Here is an 11,974-nt window from a genome sequence, read left to right on the forward strand (position 1 = left end):
CCCGAACCGGATCCCGCCCCATGCGCGTCGTCGGTCTCTGCGGTCCTTCCGGCTCGGGCAAGACGACCCTGGCCGAAGGACTGATCGCCGCCTTCAAGGCCCGTGGCCTGCGGGTCTCGGTGGTCAAGCATGCGCACAAGCGCTTCGACATCGACCTGCCGGGCAAGGACAGCTGGCGGCATCGCCAGGCCGGCGCCTTCGAGGTCGTCATCGCCAACGACCACCGGCTGGCCAAGGTGCGCGAGTTCGAGTCGCCCGAGGCGCTGGACGTGCACCAGATGCTGGCCGAGCTGATCGACCTGGGACCGGCGCACTGGGTGCTGGTCGAAGGCTTCAAGCACGCCAGCCTGCACAAGATCGAGGTCTGGCGCGGCGGTTCGGACGGGCTGCCGCTCTATGCACGGGGCGACGCGCACGTCATCGCCGTGGCCGCCAAGGCCGGCGAGCCGCTGCCGGTGCCAACCGGGCTGCCGGTGCTGGATCTGGACCGGCCCGAGCAGATCGTCGACCACCTGTTGCAAGATCCGCGACGCCATGACTACGAGCCTGCCCCGCATGTCGACTGAACCTGCCCGCCGCCCCGCCGCGCCGCTGCTGCCGCTCGACGAGGCCCTTGCTCGGCTGCTCACCACCGTGCAGCCGCTGCCGGCCTCGCGGCGCGAGACCGTGTCGACCTTTGCCGCCCGCGGCCGCGTGCTGGCCGAGGACGTGCGTTCGCTGCTGGACGTGCCGCCAGCCGACAACACCTCGATGGACGGCTACGCCCTGCGCGTGGCCGACCTGTCCGACGACGTGTCCCGGCTGCGCATCGGCCAGCGCATCCCCGCCGGCGTGGTCGGCCAGCCGCTGCAGCCGGGCACGGCCGCGCGGGTCTTCACCGGCGCGCAGATCCCGGCCGGGGCCGACGCGGTCGTGATGCAGGAACAGACCCGCCATGAGCCGGCCGACGACGGCAGCCTCGGCCACGTCGTCATCCTGGCCCGGCCTGGGGCCGGCCAGTGGATCCGCCGCCAGGGCGAGGACGTGCGCACGGGCAGCACCGTGCTGCAGGCCGGTGCGCGCCTGAACGCGGCGGCGCTGGGGCTGGCGGCGTCGGTCGGCGCTGCGCGGCTGGCGGTGGCACCGCGTCCGCGCGTCGCGCTGTTCTCGACCGGCGACGAACTGGTCATGCCCGGCGAGCCGCTGCGCCCTGGCGCGATCTACAACTCCAACCGCTACACGCTGAGGGCGCTGCTGGAAGGGATGGGCTGCGAGGTCACCGACCTGGGCATCGTCCCGGATCGGCTGGCCGACACCCGTGCGGCGCTGCGCGAGGCGGCCCAGTCGCATGACCTGATCCTGACCTCGGGCGGCGTCTCGGTCGGCGAGGAAGACCACATCAAGCCGGCCGTCGAGGCCGAAGGCCGTCTGCACCTGTGGCAGATCGCGATGAAGCCGGGCAAGCCGCTGGCCTTCGGCAGCGTGCGACGGGCCGTCGATGCGCCCGATGCCGACCGCCACCTGGGCGCGTGGTTCATCGGCCTGCCGGGCAACCCGGTCTCCAGCTTCGTGACCTGCCTGCTGATGGTCCGGCCGGTGATCCTGCGCCTGCAGGGCGCGACCGCGCTGGCCCCCAAGGCGTTTCCGCTGCGGGCCGACTTCGACTGGCCGCGTGCCGACCCGCGGCGCGAGTTCCTGCGCGCGCGCCTGAACGAGCGCGGCGGCCTGGACCTGTTCCCGAACCAGAGCTCCGGCGTGCTGACCTCGGCCGGGTGGGCCGACGGCCTGGTCGACAACCCGGGCGGCCAGACCATCGCGCGTGGCGACACCGTGCGCTTCATCCCGTTCACCGAATGAGCCATCCCCGCATGAAGATCCAGCTGCGCTATTTCGCCGCCCTGCGCGAAGCCCTCGGGCCGGGCGAGACGCTCGAACTGGCCGCGCCCGCGACGGTCGCCCAGGTCCGGGACCTGCTGATCGCCCGGGGCGGTGCCCATGCCAGCGCGCTGGCCCGTGGCCGCGCCGTGCGCGCCGCGCTCGACCAGGCCATGGTGACCGAGGCCGTCGAGCTGTCCGACGGTGTCGAGCTGGCCTTCTTCCCGCCCGTGACCGGCGGCTGATCCGGCCGCCTCGCCCGCACCCATCCGGAGCCCGACATGGCCAGCACCCCGCGCGTCACGATCCAGACCGCCGACTTCGACCTCGGCGCCGAGGTGGCTGCGCTGCGCGCCGGGGACGGCGGCGTCGGCGCGGTCACGAGCTTCGTCGGCACGGTGCGCGACCGCGACGACGGCGCCGGCATCCACGGCATCTCGACCATGGAGCTGGAGCACTACCCCGGCATGACCGAACGCGCCATCGAGGCCATGATCGACGAGGCCCTGCGCCGCTTCGACATCCGCGCCGCGCGTGTCATCCACCGCGTCGGCCTGCTTCAAGCGCTCGACCAGATCGTCCTGGTGGCCGTCAGCTCGGCGCACCGGGGCCAGTCCTTCCAGGCCTGCGAGTTCCTGATGGACTACCTCAAGTCCGAGGCACCGTTCTGGAAGAAGGAAACCACGCCCGAGGGCGCGCGCTGGGTCGACGCCCGCGTCAGCGACGACGCGGCGGCGCGCCGCTGGGGCCTGAAGACGTCGAACGCCGAGGCCGGCGCGGCATCCGGTGCGGCCACGCTGCCGGGTCTGCCTTCGTGAGCGGACCGGGCCTGCTGGAAGCCGCCGCCGTGGCCGGCGGCGCCGCCTTCGGCGCGCTGGCGCGCTGGCAGGTCGGCGTCGTCTTCAACCCGGTCTTCAAGGGCTTTCCGCTCGGCACCTGGCTGGTCAACGTGGTCGGCGGCCTGCTGATCGGCGTGACCCTGGTGGGGCTGCAGCGCTGGCCCGATCCGCTGCTGCGGCTGCTGCTGGTCACCGGCGTGCTGGGCGGCTTCACGACCTTCTCGTCGTTCTCGGCGGAGTCGCTCGCGCTGCTGCAGGCCGGCCGCCACGGCTGGGCGCTGGCGCACACGCTGGCGCATGTGCTGGCTTCGCTGGCGGCGGCGGCGGCCGGTGTCGCGCTGGCCCGCGCGATCTGGCCGTCGGCCTGAAGTTCCGCGCGGCGCGGCCGTCGGCCGTCCCGGCTTGATGCAGCGCAAACGCGGCGCAAACGCAGTGCAAACGCGGCGCATCGCACCGCTCGATGGCGGCGGCCAGGCTTGAAATGATCCGGGCTCGCCTCATGTCCTGCAGCAATCGGAGGACATCCCCATGCGTCTCGACAAGCTCACCACCGCTTTCCAGCAATCGCTCGCCGACGCCCAGAGCCTGGCCGTCGCCCGCGACAACCCCTACATCGAACCCGCCCACCTGCTGGCCGCCATGCTGGCCCAGCCGGATGGCCCGCGTGCGCTGCTCGAACGCGCCGGTGCCGACGTGGCCGCGCTCAAGACCGCGATGGACACCCTCGTCAAGGGCTACCCGAGCGTGCAGGGCGGCGGCCCGATCCAGCCCGGCCGCGACCTGATGCAGCTGCTGCAGGCGACCGAGAAGGAAGCCGGCCAGCGCGGCGACCCCTTCATCGCCAGCGAGATGTTCCTGCTCGCGCTGGCCGATGCCCGCAACGACATCGGCGGCGTGGTGCGCGGTCATGGCCTCTCGCGCAAGTCGCTCGAAGCCGCGATCGACGCGGTGCGCGGCGGCCAGAAGGTCGATTCGGCCGAGGCCGAAGGCCAGCGCGAGGCACTCAAGAAGTACACGCTGGACCTGACCGAGCGGGCCCGCCTGGGCAAGCTCGACCCGGTCATCGGCCGCGACGACGAGATCCGTCGCGCCATCCAGGTGCTGCAGCGGCGCAGCAAGAACAACCCGGTGCTGATCGGCGAGCCGGGCGTGGGCAAGACCGCGATCGTCGAGGGCCTGGCCCAGCGCATCGTCAACGGCGAAGTGCCCGAGTCGCTGAAGAACAAGCGCGTGCTGGTGCTGGACATGGCCGGCCTGCTGGCGGGCGCCAAGTTCCGCGGCGAGTTCGAGGAGCGCCTGAAGTCGGTGCTCAAGGAAGTCGCCCAGGACGAGGGCCGCATCATCCTGTTCATCGACGAGCTGCACACCATGGTCGGTGCGGGCAAGGCCGAAGGCGCGATCGACGCCGGCAACATGCTCAAGCCGGCGCTCGCACGCGGCGAGCTGCACTGCATCGGCGCGACCACGCTGGACGAGTACCGCAAGTACGTCGAGAAGGACGCTGCGCTCGAACGCCGCTTCCAGAAGGTGCTGGTCGACGAGCCCAGCGTCGAGGCGACGGTGGCCATCCTGCGCGGCCTGCAGGAAAAGTACGAGGTCCACCACGGCGTGGAGATCACCGATCCGGCGATCGTCGCGGCGGCCGAACTGAGCCACCGCTACATCACCGACCGCTTCCTGCCCGACAAGGCGATCGACCTGATCGACGAGGCCGCGGCCAAGATCAAGATCGAGAAGGACAGCAAGCCCGAGGCGATGGACAAGCTCGACCGCCGGCTGATCCAGCTGAAGATCGAGCGCGAGGCCGTGCGCAAGGAAAAGGACGAGGCCTCGGTGCGGCGCTTCGACCTGATCGAGGACGAGATGCTCAAGCTCCAGCGCGAGCTCAACGACCTCGACGAGATCTGGAAGAGCGAGAAGGCCGCTGCGCTGGGCAGCGAGGACCTGCTGGCCGAGCGTGACCGCATCCGCTCGCAGATCGAGGACCTGACCCGCAAGGGCAATTTTGACCAGGTCGCCGAGCTGCAGTACGGCCGCCTGCCCGAGATCGAGAAGCGCCTGAAGGCGTCGCAGGACGCCGAGACCAGCAAGAAGGGCACCGGCCGGCCGCAGCTGCTGCGCACGATGGTGGGCGCCGAGGAGATTGCCGAGGTGGTCTCCCGCGCCACCGGCATCCCGGTGTCCAAGCTGATGCAGGGTGAACGCGACAAGCTGCTGAAGATGGAAGGCCGCCTGCACGAGCGCGTGGTCGGCCAGCAGGAGGCGATCGTCGCGGTCGCCAACGCGATCCGGCGTTCGCGCGCCGGCCTGTCGGACCCGAACCGGCCGCTCGGCAGCTTCCTCTTCCTGGGCCCGACCGGCGTGGGCAAGACCGAGCTGTGCAAGGCGCTGGCAGGCTTCCTGTTCGACAGCGAGGAGCACATGATCCGCATCGACATGAGCGAGTTCATGGAGAAGCACTCGGTCTCGCGCCTGATCGGCGCGCCGCCCGGCTACGTCGGCTACGACGAGGGCGGCTACCTGACCGAGGCGGTGCGGCGCAAGCCCTACAGCGTGATCCTGCTCGACGAGGTCGAGAAGGCCCACCCGGACGTCTTCAACGTGCTGCTGCAGGTGCTCGACGATGGCCGGCTGACGGATGGCCAGGGCCGCACGGTCGACTTCAAGAACGCCGTGATCGTGATGACCAGCAACCTCGGCTCGCACCTGATCATGCAGATGGCCGGGCAGGACAGCGAGGTCATCCGCGAGGCGGTCTGGGAGGAGGTCAAGCAGCACTTCCGCCCCGAGTTCCTCAACCGGATCGACGAGACGGTGGTCTTCCACGCGCTCGACCAGACCCACATCGAGGCCATCGCGAAGATCCAGCTCAAGGCGCTGGAAGGCCGGCTGGCGAAGATGGAGATGGCGCTGGAGGTCTCGCCCGAGGCGCTGGCCGAACTCGCCAAGGTCGGCTTCGACCCGCTGTTCGGTGCCCGCCCGCTCAAGCGCGCGATCCAGCAGCGCATCGAGAACCCGGTCGCGCGGCTGATCCTCGAAGGCCGCTTCGGGCCGAAGGACGTCGTGCCGGTGAACCTGGCCGCGGACGGCAGCTTCGAGTTCGGGCGCACGGTGCACTGACCGCCGCCCCAAGCCGGGCGGCATCCCCTCGGGGGATCGCCCGGCGTACCCGCTGGGCGAGGGGCCTCAGATCACCGGACTGCGCGGCAGCGCGGCGTCCAGCGCCATCAGCTTCGGACGCAGCTGCGGCCAGTCCGACTGGGTCGGCGTGAACAGGACGTGCATCGCGATGCCGGGCTGGCTGTGCAGCATCCGCAGGCCCTGGGCCTGCAGGCCACCCATCAGCAGCAGTTCGTCGGCTGGACCCTCCAGCCCCAGCTGCTTGCGGTTGCTGGCCGCGGCGGCCAGCAGCAGCGTGCCGCGCCGCGCCAGCTCGGTCGGGCTGGGGTGGACGCCGGCATGGGCGAGCACGCGGCTGGTCGAGACCTCGAACAGGCAGATGTCGCGCACGCCGGGCAGGGCGCTGACCTCGTGCACGAAGCGCTCCAGCGGACGGGGGCGCGGGGTGCCGCTGCGGGTGTCGGGCATGGGCTGGCGGACCTCGCGCGCCGGCGCCAGGTTGTCCAGCAGGGACAGGCCCTGGCCGTCCGGATGCAACTGGGCCTGGATGTGGTTCCAGGTCGCGCTCAGGTAGGCCCAGGCCTCGGCCGGGCGGCTGACCATCGGCGCCAGCCGGGTCTGCACGCCGGCCCCGGCGGTCAGGCCACCGGCGACCGACTTCAGCGCGACCGCGGTGGCCGGTGCCAGCGGCATCAGCTGCAGGTGCGGGCATTCCCATGCCGGGCTGAACAGCAGCTCGCGCAGCGGCTGCAGCTGCTCGGGCACGGCGTGGCTGGGCAGGTCGCCCATCATCACGACCGAGAGCGTGGCCCGGCTCAGCAGCACGCGGGTCAGCGCCGTGCGGGACTGGGTGTCGGTGTCGGCATCGGTGCTGTAGGTGCGCACCACGCCCTGGTTGCTGGTCGGGCAGTCGACGAACTCAAGGCTGGCCAGCGTCGTGCCATAGCCCTGGCGGCGGATCACCAGGCGCTGGACCGGCCGCCCGGCCGCCGCGCCGACGGCGTGCAGCAGGTGGCTGGCCGCGTGGCAGGCGAGGTCGTGCAGGGCGATGTAGGCCGGCTGGAGGTGGTCGAACTGCTGCTGCAGCGCATCGCCGACCTCGCAGGAGACGAACAGCTCACGCGTCTGGTTGCCGACCGCGCGACCGATGTCGGGCCGCTCGCCGAGGTAGTCGCCCGGGTTCGGGGCGATCATGGTGTGGATCTGGCTGTCGGGGCCGGCGTCCGGCAGGTGGCCGAAGGTCGACAGGCCGGAGGGGCGGGTGTCCGGGCCGCTGTCAGCGCGTCGGCGTGGTGGCAGTTCGAGCGGACGGTTCATGCCTGTGCCTCCAGGCCCGGGTGGACCTTGCGCTGGGTACTGCCGCAGGGCGCAAGGCGATCGGAAGGGCCGATCCGCGCTGCTGCATTTGTTTACATTCGGTCATCCTATCATCCGGCCCCCACCGACAGCGACGAACCCAGGCGGACATTCCGGACCGCTCCAGAGGTGTCGCGCAAAAGCCGCTTCATGAGCTCCACCCCCGTTTCCAATGGTCTGCCCGTCGTCATCATCGGCGCCGGGCTGGCCGGCCTGACCGTCGCCCTGCACCTGGCCCAGGAGGGCCTGGACGTGGTCGTGCTGGCCAAGCGCAACCTGGAAGAGTCGGCGACCGCCTGGGCACAGGGCGGCATCGTCGGCGTGCTGGGCGACGACGACAGCGTCGACAGCCACGTGCGCGACACGCAGGAGGCTGGCGCCGGCCTGGTCGACGAGCACACTGCGCGCTTCATCGCCGAGCGCAGCGCCGAGGCCGTCAGCTGGCTGGTCGACCGCGGCGTGCCGTTCTCGCCCGATCCGGAAGGCCCGCTGGGCCTGCACCTGACGCGCGAGGGCGGCCATGCGGTGCGCCGCATCGCCCATGCCGCCGACGCGACCGGGCGGGCGATCCATGAGGCGCTGCTGGCGGAGGTCCGCCAGCACCCGCGCATCTCGCTGCGGGCGCGCTGGATGGCGGTCGACCTGATCACCTCGCGCCACGTGCGCCGCAACGAGGCCCCGCGCTGCTACGGCGTCTATGCGCTGGACATCGACAGCCGCCGGGTCGAGACGCTGCCGGCCGGCGCGGTCGTGCTGGCCAGCGGCGGTGCCGGCAAGGTCTACCGCTACACGACCAACCCCGACACCTCCACCGGCGACGGCATCGCGATGGCCTGGCGGGCCGGCTGCAGGGTCGGCAACATGGAGTTCATTCAGTTCCACCCGACCTGCCTCTACCACCCGCAGGACCGCAGCTTCCTGATCACCGAGGCGCTGCGCGGGGAGGGCGGCCTGCTGCGCCTGCCCGACGGCACGCGCTTCATGCCGCACCACGACGAGCGCGCCGAGCTGGCGCCGCGCGACGTGGTGGCGCGGGCGATCGACTTCGAGATGAAGCGCCACGGCCTGGACCATGTGTGGCTCGATGCCACGCACCTGGGCGAGGCTTTCCTGCTCGAGCATTTCCCGACCATCCACGCGCGCTGCCTCGCGCTGGGCATCGACATCGCGAAGCAGCCGATCCCGGTCGTGCCGGCGGCGCACTACACCTGTGGCGGCGTGGTCACCGACCTGCACGGCCGCACCGACCTGCCGGGCCTCTACGCGGTCGGCGAGACGACCTACACCGGCCTGCACGGTGCCAACCGGCTGGCCAGCAATTCGCTGCTGGAATGCGTGGTGCTGGGGCGGACCTGCGCCGAGTCCATCCTGGCCCGGCCGGACGAGCCGCGGCCGACGCTGCCGGCCTGGGACGAGAGCAAGGTCGAGGATGCCGACGAGCAGGTCGTCATCTCGCACAACTGGGACGAGCTGCGCCTGCTGATGTGGAACTACGTCGGCATCGTGCGGACCACCCGCCGGCTGGAGCGGGCGCTGCACCGCATCGAGTTCCTGCGCAGCGAGATCGACGACTACTACAAGAACTTCCGCGTCAACCGCGACCTGCTGGAGCTGCGCAACCTGGTCGACTGCGCCGAGCTGATCGTGCGCTCGGCGCTGATGCGCCACGAGAGCCGCGGGCTGCATTTCAGCCGCGACTTTCCGGACACGCTGCCGGTGAGCTTCCCGACCATCCTGGTGCGCGAGGCGCGACGCCGCTCGATCGACGCCGGTTGAGCCAGCGCTCCGTCGTCAGCGACGGGCGCGCATGGCGATGCGGGCCTGCACGAACTCGAAGGCGAAGCTGACCGCGTCGCTGATGGTCTGTTCCATCGACAGGCGTTCCTTCTCGGTCAGGTAGAAGGCCAGGTCGACGGTGTGGCGGATGTAGCGCGCGCCGAGCCGGTTGAGCGCCACGCAGGCCACATCGGGCAGCTGCTCCTCGCTCAGGTAGGGGTAGTTCGGCGCCATGCGGGCGACGGCGTCGAATACCGGTCGTTCGTAGTGGTTGTGCACGGAGCTGAAGTCGGGCGTCATGGCAGGCGGTTCCGCAGAGGTCTGTCTGTCGGCCTTATCGGCGGCGTGGCGCCGGACTTGAACAAACCCGCAAGCCGCGCCGCTCGACCGTGACGGCCTGCTCAGGCCGCGCCCATGCCCGTGGCCATCGGCTGCGCGATCGCTGCCGCTGGCTGGGCCGCGACGAAGTCCAGCATGCGGCGGATGCAGCCCTCGGCCCGGCTGCGGATCGGCTCGTCAACCAGGATCTCGCCCTGGCCCTGCGCCAGGCAGTCGATCACGCCCTGCAGCGCGTTCATCGCCATCCAGGGGCAGTGCGCGCAGCTCTTGCACGTTGCGCCGTTGCCGGCGGTCGGGGCCTCGATCAGCACCTTGCCCGGCGCGGCCTGGCGCATGCGGTGGAACATGCCGTTGTCGGTCGCGACGATGAACTCGCGCGCGTCCAGCTCGATCACCGCCTTGAGCAGCTGGGCGGTCGAGCCGACCACGTCGGCCTGTTCGACCACCTGCTGGGGCGACTCCGGGTGGACCAGGATCTTCGCCTTCGGGTGCTCGCGCCTCAGAAGCTCCAGCTCCAGGCCCTTGAACTCGTCGTGCACGATGCAGGCGCCGTTCCACATCAGCATGTCGGCGCCGGTCTCGCGCTGGATGTAGCCACCGAGGTGGCGGTCCGGTGCCCACAGGATCTTGCGGCCCTGGGCATGCAGGTGGCGCACGATCGGCAGCGCGCAGCTGCTGGTGACCATCCAGTCGGCACGTGCCTTCACCGCCGCGCTGGTGTTGGCGTAGACCACCACGGTGCGGTCCGGATGGGCGTCGCAGAAGGCGTTGAAGGCATCCGAAGGACAGCCCAGGTCGAGCGAGCAGGTCGCGTCCAGGTCGGGCATCAGCACCCGCTTGGCCGGTGACAGGATCTTGGCGCTCTCGCCCATGAAGCGCACGCCGGCGACGACCAGTGTCTGCGCCGAATGGTCGCGGCCGAAGCGGGCCATCTCCAGCGAGTCGGACACGCAGCCACCCGTCTCGACCGCCAGGTCCTGCAGGTCGCCGTCGACGTAGTAGTGCGCGACCAGCACCGCGCCGCGGGCTCGCAGCAGCTCGGCCGCGCGCGCCTTCAGTTCGCGACGCTGGACCGGCGTCAGCGGGGCCGGGACCTTGGCCCAGGCATGCGCCGTGCAAGTGGCGCCGCTGGCGTCCTGCTGGTCGTAGTCGTACTGGGCGGTGGCGGAAGCGGGGGAGGCGGTGGTCATGGCGGGGGCAGACGACGGAAGGCGGCGGCAAGCGGCGGGGCGGGCTCGGGTGGAACGGGTTCGACAGGCTGGCGAACCCGACCGGGCCGGCATGCTAGCCCAGCAGGCGGGCCGGTTCAGGCCAGGGCGTTTCGGGCCACGGTGGCCATCCAGCGCAGTTCGGCCGCATCGGTGGCGGCCGGGTCAGACAGCGCCAGCAGGGCCAGATCGCGGCCGTCGTCGGGCAGGCGCAGCAGCAGGTGCTGGCGGCTGGCATGGGTCCAGCTGAGGGCATCGGGCGTTGCCACGGGCTGGGCCGGGTCCTGGCGCCAGCCCCGGGCGACGCGGCCGGTCTCGGCCGCTCCGTCGGCCAGCCAGGCGGTGTCGCCCTGCTGGGTCAGCACGGCCGCATCGGCCAGACGCAGCACGGCGCAGGCGCGCACGCCGGGCACGCCGATCAGCTGCCTGCAGGCGGCCTCGTGCAGGCGGTCGGGCGGGCCCAGCGGGGGCAAGGTGGCGGGTGCGGATGTCGGGGCGGAAGTTGGTGAGGATGTCTGGGCGGACGTCTGGGCGGACGTCTGGGCGGATGTTTGCGCGGAAGGTGCGCAGGCCGCCAGCGACACGACCGCCGCGCTGGCCGGTCCGGCCTGGCTCGTCTCGCGGGCGAGGGCCGGGCCGAGCGCACGCTGGAGGGCCGGGCGGTGGGGTTTTGAACGGGACACGCGGGACTCCATGTCGGGACCGGTGTGCGCACCGGCCGGGTTCATCGGATTCAGGGGGATGGCCACCGGGGCACGGACGGCCGGGCGCGTCGGCTCGGCCACCGCGACCGCGCCGACCGGTTCCAGCAGGACCCGCCGCAGCAGGTCCAGGCTCCAGTGGCTGCGACCGGCGCGTGGCCAGTCGAAGGCCTGCGCCCGCACGCCACCCGGCCAGGCGTGGCGTCGCAGGCGTGCGGCGCGGGTCGGATGCTCGACCGGTACGGCGACCTGCCAGGCCGGCCCTTGCCAGCCGTCTTCGGGCAGCGCGTTCTCGAGCACCTGCTGCCATTCATGGTCGGTGGTGCCGCCGGCCATCACGACCAGGCGGTCGGCCTGCCGCATCAGCGACAGCGCCAGCTTCATCGACGGCGTGTGGTGCGGCAGGGTCCGCAGCAGCAGCACGCTGGTGGGCCGGCCGTCGACGCGCAGCTCGGCGTGTTCGGCATGCAGCAGCGGTGCAAGCTGGCCTTCACGGCGCAGCGACAGGTCGGTCAGCAGGCCGCTGCCGGCCTCGGCCAGGTCGACCATCGACAGCGCCGGCCAGCTTCGCGAGGCATCCCAGATCACGACCCAGGCATGTTCGGCGGCCGGCGCGGTGCCGAACACGCGGGCCAGCGGTGGTGCGTCCGGCGCTTGTTCGGTGGTGCGCAGCTCGCGCCGCAGCAGCCGCACGCGGGCGGGCTGCGAACTTCGGGCGTCGGGATCGTCTGGTGTGGCGGACATCGCCGGCCTCGGATCGGCGCCGTTCAAGGCGGGACGG

11 protein-coding genes are annotated in these 11,974 nt (G+C 71.6%); 7 read left to right on the forward strand and 4 right to left on the reverse strand.

Features of this window, described 5'->3' with window-relative positions:
• Window positions 1-20: 20 nt before the first annotated feature.
• The 6 genes from mobB (at window position 21) to clpB (ending at window position 5,813) form a co-directional block, all read left to right on the forward strand.
• Complete coding sequence (gene mobB, locus Q8X39_RS02075) at window positions 21-566, forward strand: molybdopterin-guanine dinucleotide biosynthesis protein B (RefSeq protein ID WP_305747966.1); 546 nt, start codon at window positions 21-23, stop codon at window positions 564-566.
• A complete protein-coding gene (locus Q8X39_RS02080; protein WP_305747967.1) occupies window positions 556-1,836 on the forward strand; it encodes a molybdopterin molybdotransferase MoeA in 1,281 nt (426 codons plus the stop codon). The genes mobB and Q8X39_RS02080 overlap by 11 nt, the downstream gene beginning before the upstream one ends.
• An 11-nt stretch (window positions 1,837-1,847) precedes the next feature.
• A complete protein-coding gene (locus Q8X39_RS02085) occupies window positions 1,848-2,099 on the forward strand; it encodes a MoaD/ThiS family protein (protein WP_305748256.1) in 252 nt (83 codons plus the stop codon).
• A gap of 36 nt (window positions 2,100-2,135) precedes the next feature.
• The gene (locus Q8X39_RS02090; protein ID WP_305747968.1) at window positions 2,136-2,672 is read left to right on the forward strand and encodes a molybdenum cofactor biosynthesis protein MoaE; all 537 of its coding nucleotides are present in this window, start codon (window positions 2,136-2,138) and stop codon (window positions 2,670-2,672) included.
• Window positions 2,669-3,061: a fluoride efflux transporter CrcB gene (gene crcB, locus Q8X39_RS02095; RefSeq protein ID WP_305747969.1), complete on the forward strand. Its 393-nt coding sequence runs from the start codon at window positions 2,669-2,671 to the stop codon at window positions 3,059-3,061. Before Q8X39_RS02090 ends, crcB begins: the two co-directional genes overlap by 4 nt.
• Before the next feature lie 160 nt (window positions 3,062-3,221).
• A complete protein-coding gene (clpB, locus tag Q8X39_RS02100; RefSeq protein ID WP_305747970.1) occupies window positions 3,222-5,813 on the forward strand; it encodes an ATP-dependent chaperone ClpB in 2,592 nt (863 codons plus the stop codon).
• Between the two features lie 66 nt (window positions 5,814-5,879).
• On the opposite strand, the gene Q8X39_RS02105 is transcribed toward clpB, so the two are convergent.
• Window positions 5,880-7,130, reverse strand: a complete 1,251-nt coding sequence (locus tag Q8X39_RS02105; protein ID WP_305747971.1) for a hypothetical protein — start codon at window positions 7,128-7,130, stop codon at window positions 5,880-5,882.
• 189 nt (window positions 7,131-7,319) lie between these two features.
• Between Q8X39_RS02105 and nadB the strand changes: the two genes are divergently transcribed.
• The gene (gene nadB, locus Q8X39_RS02110; RefSeq protein WP_305747972.1) at window positions 7,320-8,945 is read left to right on the forward strand and encodes an L-aspartate oxidase; all 1,626 of its coding nucleotides are present in this window, start codon (window positions 7,320-7,322) and stop codon (window positions 8,943-8,945) included.
• Window positions 8,946-8,960: 15 nt separating this feature from the next.
• Here the strand turns inward: nadB and Q8X39_RS02115 are convergent, their stop codons facing one another.
• The 3 genes from Q8X39_RS02115 to Q8X39_RS02125 form a co-directional block, all read right to left on the reverse strand.
• On the reverse strand, window positions 8,961-9,245 hold the full coding sequence (locus Q8X39_RS02115; protein ID WP_305747973.1) for a late competence development ComFB family protein: 285 nt from the start codon (window positions 9,243-9,245) through the stop codon (window positions 8,961-8,963).
• Between the two features lie 101 nt (window positions 9,246-9,346).
• Window positions 9,347-10,474 carry a quinolinate synthase NadA gene (gene nadA / locus Q8X39_RS02120; RefSeq protein ID WP_305747974.1) on the reverse strand — a complete coding sequence of 376 codons (1,128 nt, stop codon included), beginning with the start codon at window positions 10,472-10,474 and terminating at the stop codon, window positions 9,347-9,349.
• A 116-nt stretch (window positions 10,475-10,590) separates the two neighbouring features.
• Window positions 10,591-11,937 (reverse strand): hypothetical protein, encoded by a 1,347-nt coding sequence (locus Q8X39_RS02125; protein ID WP_305747975.1) that lies wholly within the window; start codon window positions 11,935-11,937, stop codon window positions 10,591-10,593.
• Between the last annotated feature and the right edge of the window lie 37 nt (window positions 11,938-11,974).

Source organism: Leptothrix discophora, assembly GCF_030705305.1.
Taxonomy (GTDB): domain Bacteria; phylum Pseudomonadota; class Gammaproteobacteria; order Burkholderiales; family Burkholderiaceae_C; genus Sphaerotilus; species Sphaerotilus discophorus.